The organism is Cytobacillus kochii, assembly GCF_044790165.1.
GTDB lineage: Bacteria > Bacillota > Bacilli > Bacillales > Cytobacillaceae > Cytobacillus > Cytobacillus kochii.
Genome location: NZ_CP085254.1, coordinates 1478391 through 1502522 on the forward strand (window position 1 = coordinate 1478391; position 24132 = coordinate 1502522).

Sequence of the window (24132 nt, forward strand, 5' to 3'; positions counted from 1 at the left end):
GAGGTGAATTAAAATGAGTCATCATCACTCCCATTCTCATCATCATCATTCGTCTAACAATCAAAATGTATTATTACTTACTTTCTGTTTAATTTTTGGATTCATGCTTATTGAGTTTATTGGTGGTCTGTGGACGAATAGTTTAGCACTTTTATCGGATGCAGGGCATATGTTAAGTGATGCAGCAGCGTTAGGGTTAAGCTATATTGCCATCAAGGTAGCTCAAAGGGAATCAACCAACAAAAAAACATTCGGATTTAAACGGTTTGAAATTTTAGCGGCGGCGATAAATGGGGTAACATTAATAGTTATCGCTATTCTTATCATGATTGAAAGTGTGAAAAGGTTTATCTCACCGCCCGAAGTAGCAAGCTTAGGTATGTTAACAATTGCTACAATTGGTTTTCTTATCAATATAGTAGCAGCTGTTATCTTAATGAAAGGTGACAAAGATGAAAACCTGAATGTGAAAAGTGCGTTTCTTCATGTAATTGGAGATTTACTTGGATCTGTAGGAGCGATTATAGCAGGTTTACTGATTTACTTTTTTGACTGGGGTATTGCTGACCCAATAGCAAGTTTAATTGTTGCTATTTTGATTATTAATAGCGGCTATAGAGTGACAAAAGAAGCCTTTCATGTATTGATGGAAGGAGTACCTGACGGAATGCAAATTGAGGAAATTAAAGCTTCCATCAAAACCCTTCATAATGTAGACGATGTACATGATATACATCTCTGGACGATTACTTCAGGGTTCCCTGCTTTTAGTTGCCATATTGTCTTAAATGAGGATGGGCACCATGATACTGTGCTCAAAGAAACCAAAGTATTACTTTCTCATCAATTTGGCATCAATCATAGTACAATCCAAGTTGAAGGCAGAAGCAGCGGTTGTCCAAACCATGAGGACGTGTGTAATTAAGAATGACGAGTATGTTCTATTGTTTGTTTTAATAAATGCATAACATGTTCATCATCGTGACTATAATATAAAGTAGTTCCTTCACGTCGGAATTTAACTAGCCTCAAGTTTTTTAGGAATCTTAATTGATGGGAGACAGTTGATTGCAACAGAGAGAGCTTTTCGGCAATCTCATTTACCGAGTGTTCTTCGTGAAAAAGTAAATGTAAGATTCTAAGCCTTGTCGGATCAGATAAGGCTTTAAAAGTTTGTGTGACTAAAAAAAGAGTTTCTTCGTCTAATTCTTTGTAAGCTGGATTGTCGTTCATTATTTTATTCACCTTCCTATATATCATAAGTATACCTTTGTTAAAATTGAAAATAAATATCGAAGTCATCTTTCAATTACGTTTAGTGGGGGCGAAATGTGACTTTCATATTTTTAACACCGTTTTGACACATAAATGAGATATAATTCTTTTATTAAAATGAAAATATGCCTATACAATAAACTTAGATTACCTGTTTAAAGGATGGTGTTTATACATGAATTTATTAGTAGTTGAAGATAATGAAAGTGTTTGTACAATGCTCGAGATGTTTTTCATGAAAGAAGGATATAAAGGAACCTTTGTCCACGATGGACAATCAGGATTTGAGGCGTTTAATAAAGGGGAATGGGATCTAATCATACTCGATTGGATGCTCCCAGCTATGGATGGTGTAACATTATGTAGAAAGATCCGTGATATTAGCAGTGTGCCCATTATTATGTTAACAGCGAAAGACAGTGAATCTGACCAAGTACTCGGACTTGAGATGGGTGCGGATGATTATGTGACGAAACCATTTAGCCCGTTAACTTTAATGGCAAGGATTAAAGCTGTAACTAGAAGATTTCAATCAGATACAACAGAGAAGGATCATCACTTTACGACAAGCCATTTTTTCAAAATTAGTAAAGAAGCTAGAGAAGTCTACTTTAAAGATGAACTGCTTTCAAATTTAACACCTAAAGAGTTCGATTTATTGTATTACTTTATTACCCATCCAAAACAAGTATTTTCCAGAGAACAATTACTCGATAAAGTATGGGGATACCAATTTTATGGAGATGAAAGAACAGTCGATGTTCATATTAAACGTTTAAGGAAAAAGATAGGCAGTGCAGATCAACCATTTATCCATACTGTGTGGGGTGTAGGTTACAAATTTGATGAGTCGACGGATACCTATGAGAAATAAATATTTTCTTAAACTGCTATCCAGTCATGTTCTTATTTTAATATTGGCGTTTTTATTAATGGGTTTGATTTTTTCACAATTTGTAAGAAGTTATATTTTTGAAAACAAAGTGGAAGAATTAAATGAATATGGCCAGCAAATTTTAGAAGATGTATCCATTCATGAAGAAAGTCCACAAACTTTCTTGAATAAATATAGTAAGCTACTTGAAGCAAGAAATATTCAATATATTTTATTCGATAGTAATGCAGATATTATCTACCCCAATGTTTCTATGGACCCTAGTATACGACTTTCTCAAAAAGAGTGGGAAAAGTTGTCAAAAGGTGAGTCTGTAACAATCCTTCATGATATTAAACGGTTTGAACAGGAAGTATCATTAGTAGCTTTACCGTCAATGGACGGTGAAAACATAACCGGTGGAATTTTATTACTTTCGCCGATAAGTACGTCTTTAAAAATGATTGGACAGCTTAATCAATATTTATTATATACGATTGCTATAGCTGCAACTGCAGCAATCTTTTTAAGTTTAATCTTCTCCCGTAACTTATCAACGAGAGTGAGAGCGTTTAGAAAAGCAACTTCAATGATTTCATCAGGCGATTATAATGTAAATGTGCCCGATGATTCCAAGGATGATTTAGGTTATTTAGCAAGGGATTTTAATGAGATGGTTGTGCAATTAAAAAAATCTCATGAGGAAATTGAAAGGCTAGAAAATCGCAGACAAAAATTTCTTGCCGATGTCTCACATGAATTAAGGACACCCTTAACGACTATTAGTGGATTAGCAGAAGGAATTAAAAATCAATTGATTCCTGAAGAGGAAGTTGATAAAGGGATGAATTTAATTGACCGTGAAGCTAAAAGGTTGATTAGATTAGTAAATGAAAACTTAGACTATGAGAAGATTCGTTCAAATCAATTAGAATTACATATGATTGATATTCAAGCTATTGAGGTATTTGAGGTCGTAAGTGAACAGCTTTTAATGCAAGCAGATGAAAAAAATAACCAAATTTATATTGAGGCAGCAGATGATATCTTTATACATGCTGACTATGACCGCTTGATCCAAATTCTTATTAATATTGTTAAAAATAGTATTCAATTCACAGAAAACGGATGGATATCCATGCGTGCCTTTGAGAATGAGCATGATATTTGTATTGAAATTGAAGATAATGGAATTGGTATCGATCCAAAAGAAGTAGATTGGATTTGGGAAAGGTTCTACAAGGCGGACAGTTCAAGAACGAACAGTTATTTTGGTGAATTTGGGATTGGTTTGTCAATCGTAAAACAATTAGTTTCTTTACACCGTGGTAAAATAGATGTTCAAAGTGAAACAAATAATGGAACCATTTTTCGATTGTTTTTTCCTAAAAAGTGAATGGGAAAATAAAAAAAATCGCGCTGAATTTCAGCGCGGTTTTTTATTTCACATTTGGACTTGTGATTCTGTAGACAAAGGAATTTGTGAAGGAGCTATTTCTTCAATTACTGGTTTCTTGTATACCTCCACTAATTTGATATGGTGATCTTCCATTTCTACAATAGTAAACACAAAGTTCTCCTGTTCTATAAAGTCGCCTTCTTTGGCTTCATAATTCTCAGTTAACAACCAACCACCAATCGTGTCAACGTCTTCATCATTGATGGAAATATTTAAAATATCGTTAATTTGACTAACTAATACTTTTCCATCTAAGATATAATGATGATCTTTCACTTTTTGAACACTTGGTACTTCGTCCACATCAAACTCATCTCTAATATCACCGACAATTTCTTCGATAATATCTTCAACTGTCACCAATCCTGAAGTTCCGCCGTATTCATCCATCAATATAGCCATATGGATACGTTCTTTTTGCATTTTTAACAACAAATCATGAATCGGTGTAGAATCGATTACACGTATGATAGGACGAATATAAGTGGATATAGGTTTTATTGTTGACTGAGACTTAGACGAAATTAGGTCCGTTAAAATTTCTTTCACATTGATCATACCGATGATATGGTCTTTATCACCGTCTATAATGGGATACCGTGTGAACTTTTCATTCTTGGCAGTAGGTAAAAATTCCTCTAGGGTATCATCTTTAGAAATAGAAATAATCTCTGTGCGTGGAACCATAATTTCTTTCGCAATGCGGTCATCAAAATCAAATATTTTGTTCACATATTTAAATTCCGATTGGTTGATTTCTCCGCTTTCATAACTTTCTGAAAGAATGATTCTTAATTCTTCTTCAGAGTGAGCCATTTCGTGTTCAGAAGCAGGTTTTAGCCCAATCAATTTTGTTAACAATCTGGCAGATCCGTTTAGCACCCAGATAAATGGGAACATAATGCGATAGAACCAAATTAAAGGCTTGGCTACCATTAATGTGACCGTTTCGGCTTTCTGAATAGCAATTGTTTTCGGCGCAAGCTCTCCAACAACAACATGTAAAAATGTAACGATGGTAAAGGCGAATGCAATAATCAAAATATGAGATAATGAGGCAGGTATATGAAACAACTGGAATATCGGTAAAAGCAGACTTTCAAATGTTGTTTCACCAAGCCAACCGAGAGCTAATGCCGTAATCGTAATACCTAATTGACAGGCAGACAAATACTCATCTAAATGAGTAGTTACTTTTTTTACTGAGATGGCTCTCTTGCTACCTTCTTCGATTAATTGATCCACTTTTGAGCTTCGTACCTTCACAATAGCAAATTCTGAAACGACAAAGAATGCCGTTAAGCCAATTAAAATGGCAACAATAACCAAGTTTAATATGTCCAAATAAATTCCCCTAAACCCAACAGAGGGTAGGGTGTCACCTCCTGAGAATTGAAAAATAGATGAGCTCCTATTACAAGCAATCGAAGCAATCAATGAGTTAAGTATCTATTTGATATATACTTAAATTTTCCTATTTCAAATTTAGAGGTAAAGATTTATCGTCTTTAATTTTAAAAAATATGGAATAGCTTCGATTATCATGTAAACCACTGTATTTCTTTTCTTTTCCATAGTAAGTTCATCATCATAAATAGAAAAAACTTCGTATTAGACTATTTCCTGCAAAAGCTCAATTTTGCTAATCCACCGATGCGATAGAATATCCCATTTTACCACCTCAGTTTGAATATTTTAAAAATAATTATACTTTAAGAAAATATAATCAGTCAAAGGGTAACTTCTTATTTAATACTATTTTATTCGAAAATTCTGTAAATATGAAGTACGGTAATGAATTGTTTTTTCATTTAGGTTTATAAAAGGATATAGAGATAATACCATTCACCAATTATGATCAGTGCTTAAGAGAGAATAAAGGACTAGATCATGAAATTGATTATTAATATACTCACTGTCTCTGAGTACACCTTCTTGAGTAAAACCTAATTTTTCTGGTATTTTACGGCTTTTATCGTTTTTTAAAGCACATTTAATTTCGATTCGATGAAGATGTAGGTGAGAAAAAGTATAGTGAATGAGGTGATTAACTGATTTCGTAATAAGACCTTTGCCTTGATGTGTCTGGTCTAATAAATAACCAATGCTTGCTTGCTTATTTTTCCAGTCTATTGTATGAAGACTAATGGAACCGATTAATTTTTGATTTATAAATATACCTAAGAAAATCCCGTTCTGTGTATGAAATTGTTGGAGCCATGAGGAGATCACTGCATTTGTTTTTTCGATACTATCTGTGAATTGCACCCATGGCAACCACTCAGCTAAATATGCGCGATTTTGTTCAATTAATAAATAAAAATCCTCTGAATGATAAGGCTCTAATAAGTGAAGTTTAAGAGAGGAATCGATATTCATTTTCCACTTCGACAAAATTCTCACCCTTTCGACATGTAAAAGTAAAATAAAACCATTATTGTGGGTATAAAGTTCTATTTTTAATCACAAATGGACAAAATGTTTTGCAGAAACACACTTTTATATATTACGATTGTAATTCGAGTATATTATTTTATGGGAGGACTTCTATGAAAATTACCACAAAAATTATTATTGCGTTACTTGTCGGTGCAGTTGTTGGAATTATCTTAAATGTAACCGCTCCAAACGTATTTGAAGTACTAGATACGTGGTTATTTTATCCACTTGGTCAAATTTTTCTTAATTTAATTAAGATGTTAGTTGTACCAATAGTTTTATTCTCAATAATTCTCGGATTTACTGGATTAGGGGATCCAAAAAAATTAGGGAGAATCGGTGTTAGAACCATTTCATATTTTCTAGTAACAACTGCAATAGCTATTGTCATTGCTATTTCTTTATCGTTAATTTTTAAACCTGGAGAAGTGGGCACGTTTGACACAGCAAATGCCGAATTCAAAGCAGAAGAGGCACCACCAGTGAGTGATACCTTACTTAATATGATTCCTGCTAATCCATTTGCAGCGATGACTTCTGGTGATATGTTACAAATCATTGTTTTCGCAGCATTTATTGGTTTTGCATTAACCATGTTAAGAGAAAAAACACAAGGTGTTATCAAATTAATTGAACAAGGCAATGAGATCATGATGTATCTTGTTGGCGTGGTGATGAAGTTTGCACCATATGGTACATTTGGTTTGATTGCTTCAGCAATTGGAAGTCAAGGTTTCTCAGCTATTAAAGCAATGGGATTATACTTTATCTTAGTAGTTGCTGCACTTATGATTCATTTATTCATAGTATATGGAGGTACAGTGTATTTCTTAGGTGGAAGAAAAAATCCTTTGAAGTTCTTTAAAGGGTTTACACCGGCAATGGGAGTAGCATTTAGTACATCTAGCAGTAATGCTGTTTTACCAATCTCAATGGAAGTAGCTCAAGAGAACTTAAAAGTACCTAAGCATATTAGTAGTTTCGTTCAACCTTTGGGAGCAACGATTAATATGGATGGAACAGCGATTATGCAAGGTGTAGCGACTATTTTTATTGCTCAAGTATATGGTATTGATTTAAGTATTGGTCAATTAGTGACAGTAGTTCTAACAGCGGTCCTTGCTAGTATTGGGACAGCAGGCGTACCGGGAGTAGGTTTAATTATGCTTGCGATGGTTTTACAATCAGTTGGTTTACCTGTAGAGGGAATTGCGTTAATTCTCGGAATTGACAGACTATTAGATATGGCACGTACAGCTGTTAATATTACGGGCGATGCAGCTTGTGCTGTATACAATACAGCAGCAGAAGAGAGACGCGAAAAAAAGCTGGCTAAATAGATAATACAATAAAAGTTCTTTTCTAAAATCGCTTCATAAAGATCCGAACACATGTGAATTCTTCAAAAAAGAGGATTTGAGCATGTGTTCGGTTTTTTTTGGAATAAAATATTGATGGTTACCCAAAAGTAAGAAAAGTCTATCTATTCCCAAATCAAAAAAATATTTTTGCTAAATAAATAGCTTTATTTTGATGGTGAAAATTGCCTGCATCATATAAAAATAGTCCATTTCATATAGTCCGTATTTCTTAATTATATGCAATTAGGTTATGTTCATTTGAGTAATCTTTCTTGCAATGTTAATATGATTATCAATCGATGTGTATTGGACTTTTAAATATTTTTATAACACAAAATGACATTTGTTAAAAAATGTATGATGTATATGGGTATTCATTTCGATTTTTATTTGAAAGGTTCGAAAAATTTAATTATAATCGATGTGAAAAGGTGTAAAAATACACGAAAAATAAATCAAGGGAATGAAATGATTTTGACTAGAGATGAAATCATATTAAAAGTTTCGGAAAAGATGCGCTTAATTCGTACTGAAGCTGGTTACACACAAGACAAAATGGCAGAAATCGTTGGTGTTTCAAAAAAAACACTTGTACAAATTGAAAAAGGCCGGGCCAATGCTGGTTGGTCGACTGTCGTTGCTGTATGTGCTCTGTTTAGAGAAACGGAGACAGTAAGGTTTTTGTTCGGAAACGAGCCTTTAGAAGTGATTGAAACAGTAGTAAGAGAGGGAATTGATTTTCGTAAAGAGAAAACTCTAGGTGGAAAGATTTGGTGGAAAGAAATACAGAATAAAAGCGGTTATGTTTTGCAACAAAATATCATTAGTCAACATTACCGAATTATTGATGAAGAGCATTTCCGTATTTATAGTAGCTTTGATGAAACTTCTGCCAAGGAGAGATTCGCTGAAGTCATTGAAGAACTTCAACATCAATATTAATTCATTTAATACATAGCTGCAAAAAACCCAACAAAGTTGGGTTTTTCGCTTATTATTTGACGACCATTACGCTACATGGCGCTTCTTTTGTTATTTTTTCACTATTGCTTCCTAAGAAAATTCTTTTTAATCCTTCTTTTGAGGAACTTCCTACGAATATAATGTCTGCCTTTAATTCTTCAGCTAATTCGCATATGGCATCTGCCGGTTTGCCTCCCAATATCTTTATTTCTAATTTTTTTCCAGCATCATCAGCAATTTGTTTAGCATGTGTAATCGCTTGGTCGACGCTGTTAATTACTGTTGAATGTGTAGTCTTTTCTTCTGCGTGATTACTAATATGGAGCGGTTGTATTTGCATGCCTTCAACAATCATATTATTCGATCTTAACTGAGGGTTTTTTTCAGTTGCTGAATAAGAATTTTCAATCACTTCTTCATCAGCATGAGCTAGAATGATTTTTGTGTCAGTCGTAGAGAAAGAAAGTGCTTTTTCCAATGCGTGACGGCTGTTTTCGGAATCATCATACCCGACAATAATTGTTTGAAAGTTTAACAATCTTATCACCCTTTCGTCTTATGTTATACTTTACCCTTATTGATGAAGTATAATCCTATAATAATAGAAATTTTCTTGCTAGGAACATAAGGTGGAGATGTTATGAAAAGGGAAAAAACACCATTTGTTTGGTTGAAAAACATAATAAAGAAATTGCATATATGGCAGGTAATATTATTACTCCTATCACTGGGGGTCCTTTTTGGTTTAATCTATATCATTCCATTTGCAACAAACAATGATATTGAAGGTCTAAATAGTCAATTAAGCAAGCCAACGATTATTTATGATAAAAATGGTGAAGTAGCTAGTAAGGTTTCTGCTAACAAAAATGAAGGAGTAGCCTTTGAAGAGATACCGGAATCACTCATACACGCTGTTATTGCTATTGAGGATCATCGTTTTTTTCAACATGAAGGCGTCGATTATCAAGGGATTGGCCGCGCTTTTTTAACCAATATAAGAGCTGGCAGAATTGTTGAAGGCGGAAGCACAATCACTCAACAACTTGTAAAAAATGAACTTCTAACTGCAGAAAAATCATATGACAGAAAGCTTCAAGAGTTTTTTATAGCTAGAGAAGTAGAACACCAATATAGTAAAGAAGAGATTCTACAAATGTATTTGAATAGAATTTATTTTGGTGAGGGTGCGTATGGGGTGAAAAAAGCAGCTAATAAATACTTTGCTAAAGATTTAGACGAATTATCTTTAAGTGAATCTGCAATGTTGGCTGGTTTAATTAAAGCACCTTCTGCGATTAATCCATACAATGACAAACAAAAGGCAATAGCAAGAAAAAATCTTGTTTTAAAGCAAATGAAGCAACATGGATATATTAGTGAAGAGGAAATGAATCAGGCAATAAATGTAGAAATGAGTTTTAAAGAAGGGGAAGCTGATCCAATGAAAGGAAAGTACCCTTATTATGTTGATGCTGTTCTGGAAGAAGCAATGAATCGATATGATCTCTCATTAGATGAGTTGTTAACGCAAGGTTATCAAATATATACCGAATTAGATCCTAGTATGCAAGCTGATATAGAGTCTACTTATCAAAATGATGCCATTTTTCCTTCAACAACAGGGGAGCGTCCGGTTCAAAGTGGGATGATATTAATGGATCCTGAAACTGGTGGAATTCGTGCTTTAGTTGGTGGCAGAGGTGAGCATACGCTCCTTGGACATAATAGAGCCATTCACCCTGTGGGAGAACCAGGTTCAACGATGAAACCGATTATTCCTTATGCTGCTGCAATTGAAGCTGGATGGGAAAATACAGATATGTTGAAAGATGAGAAATTATCATTCGGTGAGTATGCTCCCAATAATTATAATAACCAATATTTAGGTGAGGTGCCAATGTATGAGGCTGTGATGCATTCTATCAATTTACCGGCTGTATGGTTATATAATGAAATAGGTATAGATAGAGGAAAGAAGATGGCCGAGCAATTCGGCATCCCGAAGAATGTATTGGATGGAGGCCTAGCTCTTGCTTTGGGTGGGACAAGCCGTCCTGTGTCTCCTAAAGTGATGGCTGAAGCTTATAGTGTTTTTGCTAATGGTGGTAAGAAAGAAGAAGCTCATACAATTATTGAAATAAAAACTCAATCTGATGAGCCTTTCGCTCAATGGGAAAGTAAGAAGGAAACAGTAATCTCTGAACAAACAGCAAATCAAGTGACAGCAATGCTATTAGGTGTAGTCGATTATGGTACAGGGAAAGCTGCTAAAATTGATGGAGTTGAAATCGCAGGGAAAACTGGTTCAACACAGTTAGGGATTGAAGGTTTAAGTGGAACAAAGGACCAATGGTTTGTTGGTTATACTCCTCATCTAGTAGGTGCCATCTGGGTTGGCTATGATCAAAGTGATCGTAATCATTATTTGACGACGAGTAGTAGTGAAGGCACAGCGCCAATTTTCAAGGAAGTAATGGGAAAAGTACTGCAAGGAAAACCGATTGAAAGCTTTAATGTCAATAAAATCGATGATGAATATAAAAAGAAGCAACGTAACAAGGAGAAAAAGGAACAGAGGGATGAAATAAGAAACTGGTTAGAAGATAAAAGGAATCAGTTTTTTGACTGGTTTAATTAAACATGATATATAAAGGGAAATAAGAAATCTTATACATGAACACTTCTGTTCAATAATAAACTTTTAGGCTCGGCGGTAAAGTGAACATCATCTGTACACAACGTTTTAATTTGATTAAGTATTTCTTCTGGCTCAGTACCTTCCACAATCACTTTCAATTCGTCTTTCGGGCGGACCATCATCAGAAAGGTTACGAGTTTTGACAAGTGAGAAGGTATGACTACATTATGTTGATAAAGAAAGTAAATTGTGCCGTCGTATTTAGATGCAGTTTGGTATATAGCGATCATTTTCTTTATAGTTAATGATTTTTCAAATTTTAAACTGGAAGAGATAATTTTTCTATTCATGATATGTAACTCCTTTTAAAAGAATTTAATAAAAAATTACCCCTTTATTTTTAAGTTAAACATTTTATAAATAGAATGTTTTACGTTTAATCATTCTTGAATTTATTAATAGAAAAGTCGAATAACTTGATTCTGTTGATTAGGAATGTAAAACTAAGGATGGAGCTTTTATCAACCTATTTTAAAATGTTTTGAATTAGGAAAGTAATAGATAGACAGGAATTTTTGGGAGGTAGTAAGATGACTGAATATCGTGTAGAAAAAGATACGATTGGTGAAATGAAAGTGCCTGCTGAAAAATATTGGGGTGCACAAACAGAAAGAAGTCGCAATAATTTCAAAATAGGTATTGAAAAAATGCCATTAGAGTTAATTTATGCTTTTACTACGATTAAACGCTCAGCAGCGATAGTCAATCATGAATTAAATAAGTTATCAGCAGAAAAGAAAAATGCAATTGTTGCAGCGTGTGATGAGGTGTTAGCTGGGAAATTTGATGAACATTTCCCTTTAGCTGTATGGCAAACAGGCAGTGGAACGCAAACAAATATGAATGTGAATGAAGTAGTGGCAAGACGGGCAAATGAATTATTGGATAATGAAGATATTTCCATTCACCCAAATGATGATATAAACATGTCGCAAAGTTCTAATGACACTTTTCCAACAGCGATGCATATTGCAGCACTGAACAGTGTGGATAAACATTTAATTCCTGCGCTTATTAGTTTAAAAGATGTCATCCTACAGAAGGAAAACGATTTTGCAGATATCGTAAAAATAGGAAGAACTCATCTTCAAGATGCAACTCCGCTTACTTTAGGACAAGAAATAAGCGGTTGGCGTTATATGTTAGAGAAGGACGAGCGCCTTATCAATGAATCGAAACTAGCGCTAGGGGAACTGGCTATCGGTGGAACTGCTGTCGGAACAGGTATTAATGCTGACCCTTCGTTTGGTGATAAGATGGCTAGTGAGATTTCTAAATTAACGAAGCTCTCGTTCACTTCTTCTCCTAATAAATTTCAAGCACTAACAAGTCATAGTGAGATTGTGCATCTTCATGGAACTTTAAAAGGTTTAGCTGCAGATTTAATGAAGATTGCTAATGATGTTAGATGGCTTGCGAGTGGACCAAGAAGTGGGATTGGAGAATTAACGATACCTGCAAATGAACCAGGAAGTTCAATTATGCCAGGAAAAGTAAACCCAACACAAAGTGAAGCGTTGACAATGATTTCAAGTCAAGTATTTGGAAATGATGCAACGATAGGCTTTGCTGCCAGTCAAGGCAATTTTGAATTAAACGTCTTTAAGCCAGTAATCATTTTTAATTTGCTTCAAAGTATTACATTACTTAGTGATGGGATGAATTCATTTAATAAAAATTGCATTGTTGGTTTAGAAGCTAATACTGAAAAAATCTCTCTGTTTGTTAATCAATCCCTCATGTTAGTGACAGCTTTAAACCCCCATATCGGGTATGAAAAAGCAGCTGAAATTGCTAAGTTAGCTTTTAAAGAGGAGCTAACATTGAAGGAAGCAGCATTAAAATCAGGATATATTACTGAAGATCAATATGATAAATGGGTCGTACCAGAAAAAATGATCTAAACAAATAAAGCCCCCTAGGTGATAGGGGGCAATTCCATATTATTAAGTTTTGCAGCTTAGAACTTTCCGCCACCAAGTTGTTGTTCAGCCATTTGAACAAGACGCTTAGTGATTTCTCCACCTACAGAACCGTTCGCACGAGATGTTGTTTCAGCGCCAAGGTTAACTCCGAATTCACTTGCAATTTCGTACTTCATTTGATCTAAAGCTTGAGCTACTCCTGGTACTACTAATTGATTTGAAGATTGGTTTGCCATAATGTGTTTCCACTCCTCTAAATTTTTTTTTGGCTGGGTTAGTTGGCAATGAACCAACGCAATTTTCTTTGCACCATATTTGGTTTAACCCATCGATAGTAGAAGTTTTAAGCGTGTTTGCCGCTTGTAATAGTTATTATGGTTGATATTTAAAAGATTATGCTTGAATATTTTTAGGGAATTATTTCCTTATAAATGTTTTGTTGTCTTTTTATTGTGCATAGGGAGGAACAGTAGAAACATGATATAATATAAATCATCAATTTAATCGTCATTAAAAATTATTGCATATGCTTTTACATTCGCTTACACAGATGATTAATGATGACCCTAATCATTGAAAATGAGGTTAGAAGGTGAATAAATGGATTATACAGAGGATATGAAAAACAGGCTTAAAAGATTAGAAGGTCAAATGAGAGGCGTATTACGGATGATGGAAGAAGAGCAACATTGTAAAGATGTCGTTACTCAGCTTTCAGCTATTCGCTCGGGCGTTGACCGAACGATTGGTTATGTTGTCGCAAAGAATTTGGAAGCTTGTATAAGAGAAGCAAATACAGAAGGTAGAAATGCAGAAGAAGCGATACAACAAGCTGTTAATATGATTGTGAAAAGTAGGTAAGGTGTTTTTTGTGTAAAAGGAAAGGAACGATTGCTCACAATCGTTCCTTTCTAGTCTATTCTTCATCACAGCAATGCGGAGGTTGTTCTTTTTCTAGTTCTCTTGCTTCTTCGATATTCGTATGTCCTCCACTAACATGCACAGTACCTCCGGACATCCCTTCGTTAATATAACGATCAACATCGAGAAAGGCTTCATCGCGTCCTTCATAGGGTAAATCTTTTTCTAAATCGTCTTTTTTGTTTGCCATAATTGAACCTCCCTAATTTCAGAAGAATGGTTCATATTCTTCCACAATTCTTTACCGGTCATACACATGGTAAAGCATGAGTTCGTGAATATGGCTTTTTAACTTGTCTTCATGATTTTGGTCCGGAACAGTGGATAACCATTCAATTTTTCCATCACGATGATATATACCTAAATACTTTTTGCCATGATGAAAAAAAGAAAATTTCCATCCTGGTAATTCTTTGTTTTCATATAATGATTGAAATTGAAAATGTGAAATCATGATTATTCCCCCTTATTCTCATTTTAACTTGAATAGAGGAGTTCTGAAATGAAAATAAACATCATTTAATAAGGAAAAGTGGGAAAACCGCTTAATTGCATACATAAGTGACAGATTGCTTTTATTCGTTTGTTTTCAATATGCTCTTCATCAAAACTCATAGGCTTGGAATTAACCTCATACAAGTAGAATTTACCGTTCGCACCCACACCTATATCTAATGAGAATTCTCCGAATAAACCAAGATGTTCATTTAATAAATGCCCTACCTCCTGTATGATTGAATTGAAAAATTTATAGTCTTCTTCTTTAGCAAATAGTTCATAAGGCAATATCTTTCCACCATTAGGTACATGTGTTGTGACTTGTTGGTGACTGCTAGATTGCCTTATACCAATGCCAGAAATGACAAAATTGTTCTTCTCTTTATGCGATAATATTCTGAAATCGTATCTTGAACCATCATATAATGCTGGTTCTATTGCTTCTTGTATGATATATGGGTCCTTAGCTAAATGAACTTTTAATTCATTCCATAATTCGTTTAAGGACGCGAACTCTTTTGTTAGATGAATTCCTTCCATTAAGTAGTGATTTTCCTGTGGGAAAATTCGAAAGATTCCTTTTCCCTTTGCACTACTAACGGGTTTGATATATATTTTTTGCTTGTCTTTCATCCAATCATGTAGCATTTCTTCAGAAGTTAATAACGAAGTTTCTGGTAATAAAGGTTTTAATGAGGAAGATTCCTTTAATAAATGATGCATTTCCAATTTATTAATAAAACAGGGATTGAAAAATGGGATATTATGTTTTTGTAAGAACGATGTAAGTGCAGTAAAATCAGTTTCCTTTTCTAGGTTGCGAAAAGGAATACGGTTATAAATGACATCAGGTAGCGGGGATGAGACCTGTATCCATTTTCCTAGAGATGGATGAAATGTATAACCAGTTACAAGTGATACGCCAAAATCATCTGGCGTAAAGACAATGGGTAATGCGCCTATTTTTGAAAATTGTTGTACAAGAGATAAAAATAGCGGACCATTGCCCGCTAATTTTTTGTTTTTTCCTTTGCTTGTTAAGATTCCTATAATTGGACCGATTCGGTGAGAATCTTCATTTAATGAGAATGGCACCCATTTTTTTGAATAATGAAAGAGTTTTTCTGTTTTTATTTTATTGTTTCCAAACATTTTTTCCTGCGCATGATACCACTTTTGAGATAAGGGGTCATAGTAGGTAGTAGTCATCTAAACAATGCCTCAGGGCTTCTCATTGCTTGTTCTGTTAGGTAGATACTATATGCTAAAGAAAGTTTCCGTGTTAAGAAATCAAATTTTTTCATACTTGGATGTGTAAAGATTGAACGTCCTGGTTTTGAATTCGCTTCAAAAAACCAAACTTTTCCCGAGTGGTCTATGCCTAAGTCAAAGCCTATTTCTGCGACAAGACCTTCCATATTGTTTTCTATTGCTTCGCTTAACTTTAAGGAAGCTGTTTGCAATTTAATTGCTATTTCTTCTCTTTCAATTGGATCTTGGAAAATTTCATCTAATGATTGAATCGTACCTCCACTTTTTACATGGGTTGTAACACTACCATTTCCAGCTACTTTTGCTGCACAAGCAGTAACATTCCACTGTCCTGTTGAATCTTTATTCGTGTGTAACCGAAAATCAATGGCGCATTTCTCTTTCTTCAACAGATATATACCCTGTTGGATAATCATTCTTTCGAGGTTTTTACCTGCAAAAATATGTTTCATTAACCCTTCTAGACTAGAGAATTTCTTTAGTTTATTCATACCGGCTTTTAAATCTCTGTACCGACAATAATAAGCACTGTCTTCTCTGTTATACATAATCTGATGAATACCTAATCCCAAACTGCCATTCATTGGTTTAATGTATATATGGCCATACTTGGCGAGCATGTTTTCGATGGCGGAATAAGAACTAAACGGCTGTGTTTCAGGTAAATACTCAGAAATTTCCTCAACTTGAAACAAACGATCATAAATATCCATTTTGTTAAAAAAACCTGGATTATACCAAGGAATTAAATATTCTTGTTCTAGTCGTGATTTTACTTCTTTTTGTTGTTTTTGCCGTTCACTTTTTCTATTTGGAAGACGATCATAGATGACGTTTGGAAAAGGCACTTCAATTGTCTTCCACCCATTTTGTAAATAGAATAAACCTTGTATAGTACCTGAATCCCAATTGATATGCCTCTCTCCAAATACAAAAGGAAGTGCACCGACACTAGTACTTACAGATAAGAGTTTAGAAAAAATAATAGAGCGATCACCGATAGGCCGCATGGGAAATGATGTGAACCCTGACGTGAAAATGCCAACAAGGGGTCCAATTGTTAATGTTTCATCATGTATAAAAATATGAAGAGGATGCTTGACATAAGGGAAGAAAATATCTTTAGCGAGATCCTCACTGATGGTGATTGCTTGTTTTGAGCTTGGTTGTTGCTTGAATTTAGCATTAATGGTAACTGTACCGAAATTTAATTTGTAAAGGGCAGTATTTAGATTTATATGGTTTGGCAAGAATACACAGCCTTTATTATCTGATGTGATCTCTATCATAAATGTTTGATTCATCATTTTTTCACTTCCTTTCAGCTATTGCCCGTTGTGATAATAGATAATCTCCATACTTAAATGGAGAAGTGTAAAGGACATTTGCTAATTGTGGATTTGTTTGTAAGACCAATTTCCTGCCAGGTTTAGAGTTAATATCAAGAATCCAGATGCCACCTTCTTGATCAATTCCGATGTCAATACCTAATTCAAATAGTGTTGAAAAGCATGATTCCATAATTGAGGGAAGAATAATTAATATTTCCTTTAATTCTTCCTGTAAAAACGACTTTTGGTTTTTTGGAATACTATCTAACCAATGCTCATAGGAAGAAGTTGTTCCACCGGCACTTAAATTAGAAATAATGCCATTTTCATGGCCAGTTCGCATGGCTCTTGCTTGTTCTTGCCATTCACCCTTAGCATCCTTTTGCAGAAAAACGCGTAAATCAAAGGGGCGATTCTGTTCATCAACGAGTAATAAGAAAGGTTGGATTAGATATTGATATCTCTTTGTCAGCCTCTCTAACCAGACCGTTGCTTTATGAATGGGAAGCGTTTGTTGAATTTGCTTTGAGCCTTTGTCAGTTTTGATAATCATTGAGTCACCTTCGATTGAGATAACATAAATCCCGACACCTTGTGACCCATTTACTGGTTTTAATACGAGTGGTGACTGTTTTTTTAACTGTTTTATGAAAGATTTCGCTGAAGTGAAAGGATCTGATTGCAGTAAATATGGAGCGAGTCTAGAATGTTTTAGGGCATCATATATTTCAAGCTTATTTGGAAGTCCTTGACCTAAGAATTGTGTCTTACCACTCTTTTTTAACCAATTTGTTATGACTTTGCATTTTTTTGAATGATCATCTTCTTGATAAAAACAACGGTCATATAACAGTTCAGGTAATGGAAAAACAGTAGACTCCCATTGTTCGGTTTCTTCATTAAATAGCTCTCCATTTACTTCATTATTGTGTGGTAGGATGTTTTTCGGAATAAAACGAAAGCACTGATAGCCGTGATGTTTAGCTTGTGAAGCAATAGCTGTTATATAGGTCCTTTCACTCGTTTCGTAAAGTGTCATAATACCAAGTGTTTTCATGCTGGTTTTTCCTCCTTATTGTCATGTTGAAAAAGCTAAAAAAGTACAGTACTCTACAAGTGCTCTTGCAGAAGGTCTAATCTGATTGAATTCACCATCAATTTGCTTAGATGGTTTAGAATTTGCTTCAATCATCCATAATTGCCCCTCATAATCAACGCCTATATCAATGCCAAGTTCACCGTATAGGCCAAATGTTTTTTGATCAATCATCGTGCATAGTTCTATAGAAATTTCTTTCATTAACGCCAATAGTTGTATTGCTGTGGTTTTATCAAATAGTGTAGTGAGGAGTGCTAGTGGTTTTCTCATTTCCCCGCCTTGGGCAAGATTGGATACAAATTGTTCTGCATTAGAGATTCGGGCTACAGCAGAGGTAACTTTCCAAATGTTTTGCCTATTTTTATGACATAGAATGCGAAAGTCAATCGGTCTTTTGTTGAGTTGAATGAGCGGTATGCCTTCTTGGATAATATAGTTACTTGTACTATGCTCTTTCTCGAATTGCGATATGAAGCTATCAATATCATGGAATGGGTGGATTTTTTTTGCCTTTTTCCCTGATGAGTAACCCACGGTGTACACATCTTTATTTTTACGTATGTGAATAATTTGTTTTCCTTGACTACCATTTACAGGCTTTATGAAGATAGATGGATACTTTTCTATAAAATAAAGTAACTGTTCTTTCGAATAAACAACTGTTTCTGGTAAATAGGTACGTAAATGGGTTTCGTCGAATAAGAAATCATATACATCTTTCTTTGATAAAAATTGTTCATTAAAAAAAGGGATGGCATTTTTATATAGTAAATTTTTAAGGTTTGTAAAGCTAGGTGAGCTTTCAATCTTTCTAGAATGAACGCGGTTATAAATAACATCAGGAAGTGGCAGTAGTTGTTTCTTCCATTCACCCTCGATATTTAGATAACCATGGACTTCTGTTTCTTTAATATCTTTGGGATGACAAACATAAGCAATTCCTCCTAAAAGTTCGACAGTTTGATTGATTTCTTGGCAAAATTGATGGATGGTGCGAAAATGTGGAGGAGATTGATCTGCCATTTCAAAAAAGTCAGTCATGATAGCAATAATTGGCCCGAGTGACAATACCTTGCTTTGAACAATATAATTAACAAGCATAAGGTGCCCTTCAAGTGGTATATTGAAATAATCGAATACAGATTGACTAATGAACAGTTCCTTTTCATCTACTTGACGATAAATGAGGCGTATGGTTAATTGTTTTTGCCCTAATGATAAACGGATATGTTCCTCATTAGAAATTAGTAAATGTTTTGCTAATGCAGGGTTGAGCGCTAGAACCATCTTATTTTCATACGGAAGTACTCTCATTTTAATGTTAGTATATCGTGACATCATTAATCCCCATTTGCTCGCACGAAGCGAGTAATTATATAATAAATCTAGGCGAATGCTGATACGCTATCTTATGAATGGCAAGATAAATTGGTGCGATTGCACAATGAATTTGGTGAAAGAAGAAAGGTAGAGAGCGGAATGACAGAAATTTTTACGACCCTACTTATCATGGTTGCTACTGGTGCCATCATTGGAGGAGTTACAAATTATTTAGCTATTAAAATGATATTTAAGCCTTATAGGGCGATTTATATTGGGAAATGGCGTCTTCCTTTTACTCCAGGTTTGATTCCTAAACGTAGAGGTGAGATGGCCGAACAAATGGGTAAGCTTGTCATTAATCATTTGTTAACACCAGAAGGGATACAAAAGAAACTACAAAATGAACGTTTTCAATCAATGCTGACACAATTTGCTGTTGTAGAAGTAGAAAAGAAATTGAAAACAGAAGAAACGTTAGAGCAACTGTTGGCACAAATAGATATAAACGAACCTGCAAAAATGGCTGAGGATAAGATTGGTGCGTTCTTAGAGGTGAAATATGAGAATTGGATGCGTACAAATCAAGATGTAGCAATGAAAGAAATCTTGCCACAAAAACTGGTAGGTAAAGTGGAGGAACAGTTGCCCCAACTAAGCAACTGGATTGTACAGTCAGCAAAGAATTATTTCGCAAGTGAAGAAGGAAAAGAAAGTATTCAAAGGATGGCCGATGATTTTGTCCAAAAACGAAGTGGTATGATTAAAAGTATGCTACAAATGTTTTTAGGCAATGTGAAATTAGGGGAAAAACTACAACCTGAAATCATAAAATTCTTAAATCATCCTGGAACAGAGGAGCTTTTAACATCACTCCTAAGAAAAGAATGGCGAAAATTATTAGATAAAAATATTGCTGAGTTTGAAAGTAAAATAGGAAGAGATAGCCTCCTTTCAATCATAAAGCAAACGGTGTTTCGATTTGTTCAAGTTCATGAAATATTTCAAATGCCAATTAGTCAATTAACAGCAACAATAAGACCTTATATTATTACTGAACTTATCCCGAAAGCAACAGTAGGAATAAGTAAAATATTGGCTGATAGAATATCTGTTTTAATGGAAAAAATGAAGCTCAATGAAATTGTAAAGGAACAGGTAGACTCATTTTCTGTTGAAAGGTTAGAGCAAATGGTGTTCTCGATTATTAATAAGGAATTAAGAATGATTACATTTCTTGGAGCCTTACTCGGCGGTCTAGTAGGTGTGTTTCAAGGTATTACTGCCATATGGATATTATAAATGCTTATATTTTATAGGTTTTTCCTCGATTTTACTTCCATTGTCTGTTATAGTGGGGGAAGTCTATGAAAAGGAAGTGTTCAATTTGGCAAATAATTTACAAGACGCAGCAATCGAATTAGAAAAAGCAATCCGTGAAAGCAATGAATATCAAAGCTTAAAGGATTCTTATGATAAGGTGAATGCAGATCCATCAGCTAAATCAATGTTTGATAACTTTAGAAATATTCAAATTCAGTTACAACAGAAGCAAATGTCTGGTCAAGAAATCACACAAGAAGAAGTAGATCAAGCGCAAAAAACAGTTGCCCTTGTACAACAACACGAACTGATTTCTAAACTTATGGCAGATGAACAAAAAATGAGCGAAGTTATCACAGACTTAAATAAAACAATCATGAAACCTCTTGAAGATTTATACGGCGCTGCCGAGTAATTCATGAGTAATAGACTTAGTTCTATTTCATAAAAGCACAACCTTGCTTTGTGCTTTTTTTCGTGCGCAAATGTAAAAACCTCTAGGTTGTTACGGCTAATATACAAATACGAATGTCGGGGATTTTTGATGAAAAAAGAATAAGGAACAGCAGGAAACGTAAATAATTTTAAAACGCAAAGAGAACAGACTTCTTTATCTCTATTCTTCCTGTTCTATTTTCTGTTGCGGATACATAAAAGTGTCATAAGGACAATTTTCATCCAGAATAGGGGGCAAAAAGATGATTTATCGTCTCTTAGCTATAAATATTGATGGTACCCTTCTTCAAAGTAATGGAAGGCTGCATAAATCAACAAAGGAAGCAATCGAATACGTCCAGCAAAAAGGAATTTATGTGACGTTAGTAACAGCAAGAAGTTTTCCATCGGCTAAGAAAGTGGCTAAAGCATTAAAATTAAATTCCATCCTTGTGACATCAGCTGGAGCTTATACAGCGGATAAATTGGAACAACCAATTGAAGTGAAACGCATCAAAAAAGAAGTAACCTTTGATATTGTACGCTTATTAGAAGGATTCCCTTGTCAAATAAGACTTGTGCATGAAAAGTTTTCACTAGCAAATAAGACAAAAACAAATAATAATATCCTCGCTAAAACGGTGTTCTCAACAGGTGATCCTGTTTTTTATTCCCATCAGTTTGTTGAGTCCCTGAGTGAAAATTTGCTAGAAGATCCAGTTAAGCCACCAAAAATTGAAATTTACTTTGAAAATAACGATGATCTTATACATGCCAAAAAAGCATTAGATGTCATGTATGATGAGGAAATTGCTATTACCCAACTAAATGACTCTCGTTTAGATATTGTCCCTTATGGTGTATCCAAATGGAATGGTTTACTCAGATTAAGTAAGGAACTTGGTATTGCACCGCAAGAAATTGTAGCCATTGGAGATGGCTATGATGATTTGCAGATGATTGAAGGGGCGGGGTTAGGTGTAGCGATGGGGAATGCCCCTCATGTCTTAAAAAAGCAAGCTGATTGGGTAACAAGAACAAATGATGAACATGGTGTAACATATATGGTAAAAGAGCATTTTCGCAAACAACATCCCATCCAATTTTTAAGGAAAATGAATCTCTTGAAGTAAAGTAGAAGCTCTGAAGGTGGTAGAACGGTTGCTACCTTCAAAGCTTCTTATTCGTATTCATTAATTTAAGGGGGGTTGGTCTTTTAGTAGCATAGCCCAAATATAGCGAACAAAATGATATACTAAAATACAAAACGACCTGTGAATGGAGATTGACCCGTAAGGTCTTTTTTTTGTAAACTTAAAGAAGTTTGATGAAGAGAAAGTATAAAGGTGATTAACAATGAATATATCTATTTTAGGTTTGAATGATAACCGTTATATAAGACCATTGCAGTTAATTGGTAATTTATTTTTTGAAGAATGCTCTGTAAAACTTGATAAAAATGAAGGTGCAGATGTAGTAGTATCTTTCCACTATGAAGTAAGTGAAGAGATTAACATGAGTGTTCAGCTTACTACAAGCGAGGAAGAAGTTTTTACCGCTAACTATAGAAAGCATCTTAAGGCGTTTGAGACAGAAAAGGAATTCTTTAATCAATTAAAGTATGCAGCTTCCCATGTGTATTTAACTGTATTACAAGATTGGACAGGTATTGTGCAGAAATGGGGCATATTAACAGGAATAAGGCCAACAAAGCTTTATCATCGTCATATGATGTCTGGAAGTAGTAAGGAAGATGCTCATCACGCTTTGAAAAAAGATTATTTGATTTCAGATGAAAAAATTAATCTAATGGAAAAAATCGTTGCACGACAATTAACGGCGATTCCTGATCTTTATGATTTAAAAAAAGAAGTCAGTATCTATATTGGCATTCCCTTTTGCCCAACAAAATGTGCTTATTGTACATTTCCTGCTTATGCAATTGGAGGTAAACAAGGTAGAGTCGATTCCTTCTTAGCTGGTCTGCATTATGAAATGAGACATATGGGAGAATGGTTAAAGGAAAATGGGATCAAAGTGACAACCGTATATTATGGTGGAGGTACGCCAACAAGTATTACAGCAGAGGAAATGGATCTTCTATATGAAGAAATGTATGAGTCGTTTCCAGATGTGAGTCACATTCGGGAAATTACGGTGGAGGCAGGTAGACCGGATACGATTACTGCAGATAAGTTAAATGTACTAAAAAAATGGAATATTGATCGTATCAGTATCAACCCACAATCTTATACGCAGGAAACGTTAAAAGCGATTGGTAGGCATCATACGGTTGAGGAAACAATCGATAAGTTCCACCTGGCGAGAAGTATGGGTATGAACAACATTAATATGGATTTAATCATTGGCTTACCAAATGAAGGCACAACAGAGTTTGCACACTCATTAAATGAAACAAAGCAGTTACTACCCGAGTCCCTGACTGTCCATACATTATCTTTTAAAAGAGCTTCTGAAATGACAAAGAACCGGCAGAAATATAAGGTTGCAGATCGTGAAGAAGCAGAAAGAATGATGAATATGGCAGAAGAGTGGACGGCTGAACATCATTATGAGCCCTACTATTTATATCGTCAAAAAAATATTTTAGGAAATTTAGAAAACGTTGGCTATGCGTTACCGAAACAAGAAAGTCTCTACAATATTATGATTATGGAAGAAATGCAAACGATTATCGGAATTGGCTGCGGGGCAGCAAGTAAGTTTATCCATCCTGAGACAGGTAAAATTACTCATTTTGCAAATCCGAAAGACCCTAAATCCTACAATGAAAGTTTTGTTGAATACACGGATAAAAAAATCGCTATGTTAAATGAGCTCTTTAATATTGAGGCAAACTCTATATAAGCAGAATAATATGAGCTGTACCTAGGTTAGAGGTGCAGCTTTTTTGTTTGTGAAAATAGACTAGATTT

General features: G+C 34.7%; 24 protein-coding genes. 12 read left to right on the plus strand and 12 right to left on the minus strand.

Annotation, left to right across the window (positions count from 1 at the left end):
* The first annotated feature begins 13 nt into the window (after positions 1–13).
* Positions 14–925 carry a cation diffusion facilitator family transporter gene (locus LG276_RS07890; protein WP_224939082.1) on the plus strand — a complete coding sequence of 304 codons (912 nt, stop codon included), beginning with the start codon at positions 14–16 and terminating at the stop codon, positions 923–925.
* On the opposite strand, the gene LG276_RS07895 is transcribed toward LG276_RS07890, so the two are convergent.
* The gene (locus tag LG276_RS07895; protein WP_224939083.1) at positions 922–1233 is read right to left on the minus strand and encodes a metalloregulator ArsR/SmtB family transcription factor; all 312 of its coding nucleotides are present in this window, start codon (positions 1231–1233) and stop codon (positions 922–924) included. The genes LG276_RS07890 and LG276_RS07895 overlap by 4 nt on opposite strands.
* Positions 1234–1450: 217 nt before the next feature.
* On the opposite strand from LG276_RS07895, the gene LG276_RS07900 reads away from it, so the two are divergent.
* Together LG276_RS07900 and LG276_RS07905 are read left to right on the plus strand one after the other, a co-directional pair.
* A complete protein-coding gene (locus LG276_RS07900; protein ID WP_251161274.1) occupies positions 1451–2149 on the plus strand; it encodes a response regulator transcription factor in 699 nt (232 codons plus the stop codon).
* Positions 2139–3545: an ATP-binding protein gene (locus tag LG276_RS07905; protein ID WP_404293978.1), complete on the plus strand. Its 1407-nt coding sequence runs from the start codon at positions 2139–2141 to the stop codon at positions 3543–3545. The genes LG276_RS07900 and LG276_RS07905 overlap by 11 nt, the downstream gene beginning before the upstream one ends.
* Positions 3546–3593: 48 nt before the next feature.
* Here the strand turns inward: LG276_RS07905 and LG276_RS07910 are convergent, their stop codons facing one another.
* Entirely contained in the window at positions 3594–4952 is a 1359-nt protein-coding gene (locus LG276_RS07910; protein ID WP_224939086.1) for a hemolysin family protein, read from the minus strand.
* A gap of 501 nt (positions 4953–5453) precedes the next feature.
* Positions 5454–6002, minus strand: a complete 549-nt coding sequence (locus LG276_RS07915) for a GNAT family N-acetyltransferase (protein WP_251161275.1) — start codon at positions 6000–6002, stop codon at positions 5454–5456.
* Between the two features lie 155 nt (positions 6003–6157).
* On the opposite strand from LG276_RS07915, the gene LG276_RS07920 reads away from it, so the two are divergent.
* Together LG276_RS07920 and LG276_RS07925 are read left to right on the plus strand one after the other, a co-directional pair.
* Positions 6158–7387 carry a dicarboxylate/amino acid:cation symporter gene (locus LG276_RS07920; protein WP_281203064.1) on the plus strand — a complete coding sequence of 410 codons (1230 nt, stop codon included), beginning with the start codon at positions 6158–6160 and terminating at the stop codon, positions 7385–7387.
* Positions 7388–7882: 495 nt separating this feature from the next.
* Positions 7883–8350 (plus strand): helix-turn-helix transcriptional regulator, encoded by a 468-nt coding sequence (locus LG276_RS07925; RefSeq protein WP_191815030.1) that lies wholly within the window; start codon positions 7883–7885, stop codon positions 8348–8350.
* Positions 8351–8402: 52 nt separating this feature from the next.
* Here LG276_RS07925 and LG276_RS07930 read toward each other — a convergent pair whose 3' ends face one another.
* The gene (locus LG276_RS07930) at positions 8403–8909 is read right to left on the minus strand and encodes a universal stress protein (protein ID WP_224939089.1); all 507 of its coding nucleotides are present in this window, start codon (positions 8907–8909) and stop codon (positions 8403–8405) included.
* A gap of 102 nt (positions 8910–9011) precedes the next feature.
* On the opposite strand from LG276_RS07930, the gene LG276_RS07935 reads away from it, so the two are divergent.
* Positions 9012–11012 carry a transglycosylase domain-containing protein gene (locus LG276_RS07935; RefSeq protein WP_251161277.1) on the plus strand — a complete coding sequence of 667 codons (2001 nt, stop codon included), beginning with the start codon at positions 9012–9014 and terminating at the stop codon, positions 11010–11012.
* A 29-nt stretch (positions 11013–11041) separates the two neighbouring features.
* Here the strand turns inward: LG276_RS07935 and LG276_RS07940 are convergent, their stop codons facing one another.
* The gene (locus LG276_RS07940; RefSeq protein WP_224939091.1) at positions 11042–11362 is read right to left on the minus strand and encodes an HPr family phosphocarrier protein; all 321 of its coding nucleotides are present in this window, start codon (positions 11360–11362) and stop codon (positions 11042–11044) included.
* 240 nt (positions 11363–11602) lie between these two features.
* On the opposite strand from LG276_RS07940, the gene fumC reads away from it, so the two are divergent.
* Positions 11603–12976 carry a class II fumarate hydratase gene (fumC, locus tag LG276_RS07945; protein WP_404293981.1) on the plus strand — a complete coding sequence of 458 codons (1374 nt, stop codon included), beginning with the start codon at positions 11603–11605 and terminating at the stop codon, positions 12974–12976.
* Positions 12977–13032: 56 nt separating this feature from the next.
* On the opposite strand, the gene LG276_RS07950 is transcribed toward fumC, so the two are convergent.
* On the minus strand, positions 13033–13233 hold the full coding sequence (locus LG276_RS07950; protein WP_157733752.1) for an alpha/beta-type small acid-soluble spore protein: 201 nt from the start codon (positions 13231–13233) through the stop codon (positions 13033–13035).
* A 364-nt stretch (positions 13234–13597) separates the two neighbouring features.
* Here LG276_RS07950 and LG276_RS07955 point away from each other — a divergent pair, with 364 nt between their 5' ends.
* Positions 13598–13858 (plus strand): metal-sensitive transcriptional regulator, encoded by a 261-nt coding sequence (locus tag LG276_RS07955; protein WP_224939093.1) that lies wholly within the window; start codon positions 13598–13600, stop codon positions 13856–13858.
* A 55-nt stretch (positions 13859–13913) separates the two neighbouring features.
* On the opposite strand, the gene LG276_RS07960 is transcribed toward LG276_RS07955, so the two are convergent.
* From LG276_RS07960 to LG276_RS07985, 6 genes are all read right to left on the minus strand, one after another.
* Entirely contained in the window at positions 13914–14108 is a 195-nt protein-coding gene (locus LG276_RS07960) for a hypothetical protein (RefSeq protein WP_095369935.1), read from the minus strand.
* A 51-nt stretch (positions 14109–14159) separates the two neighbouring features.
* Complete coding sequence (locus tag LG276_RS07965) at positions 14160–14372, minus strand: YheE family protein (protein WP_251161279.1); 213 nt, start codon at positions 14370–14372, stop codon at positions 14160–14162.
* 65 nt (positions 14373–14437) lie between these two features.
* The gene (locus LG276_RS07970; RefSeq protein WP_404293983.1) at positions 14438–15625 is read right to left on the minus strand and encodes a YheC/YheD family protein; all 1188 of its coding nucleotides are present in this window, start codon (positions 15623–15625) and stop codon (positions 14438–14440) included.
* The gene (locus LG276_RS07975) at positions 15622–16992 is read right to left on the minus strand and encodes a YheC/YheD family protein (RefSeq protein ID WP_404294405.1); all 1371 of its coding nucleotides are present in this window, start codon (positions 16990–16992) and stop codon (positions 15622–15624) included. The genes LG276_RS07970 and LG276_RS07975 overlap by 4 nt, the downstream gene beginning before the upstream one ends.
* 7 nt (positions 16993–16999) lie before the next feature.
* A complete protein-coding gene (locus LG276_RS07980) occupies positions 17000–18076 on the minus strand; it encodes a YheC/YheD family protein (protein WP_404293986.1) in 1077 nt (358 codons plus the stop codon).
* A 21-nt stretch (positions 18077–18097) separates the two neighbouring features.
* Positions 18098–19456: a YheC/YheD family protein gene (locus LG276_RS07985; RefSeq protein ID WP_404293989.1), complete on the minus strand. Its 1359-nt coding sequence runs from the start codon at positions 19454–19456 to the stop codon at positions 18098–18100.
* A 141-nt stretch (positions 19457–19597) separates the two neighbouring features.
* Here LG276_RS07985 and LG276_RS07990 point away from each other — a divergent pair, with 141 nt between their 5' ends.
* The 4 genes from LG276_RS07990 to LG276_RS08005 all read left to right on the plus strand — a co-directional run bounded on the left by LG276_RS07990 (position 19598) and on the right by LG276_RS08005 (position 24064).
* Positions 19598–20740, plus strand: a complete 1143-nt coding sequence (locus LG276_RS07990; RefSeq protein ID WP_251161282.1) for a DUF445 domain-containing protein — start codon at positions 19598–19600, stop codon at positions 20738–20740.
* An 85-nt stretch (positions 20741–20825) separates the two neighbouring features.
* Complete coding sequence (locus LG276_RS07995) at positions 20826–21176, plus strand: YlbF family regulator (protein WP_095369928.1); 351 nt, start codon at positions 20826–20828, stop codon at positions 21174–21176.
* Positions 21177–21459: 283 nt separating this feature from the next.
* A complete protein-coding gene (locus LG276_RS08000; RefSeq protein ID WP_281203058.1) occupies positions 21460–22329 on the plus strand; it encodes a Cof-type HAD-IIB family hydrolase in 870 nt (289 codons plus the stop codon).
* A gap of 223 nt (positions 22330–22552) precedes the next feature.
* A complete protein-coding gene (locus LG276_RS08005; protein WP_251161283.1) occupies positions 22553–24064 on the plus strand; it encodes a coproporphyrinogen III oxidase in 1512 nt (503 codons plus the stop codon).
* The last annotated feature ends 68 nt before the right edge of the window (positions 24065–24132 follow it).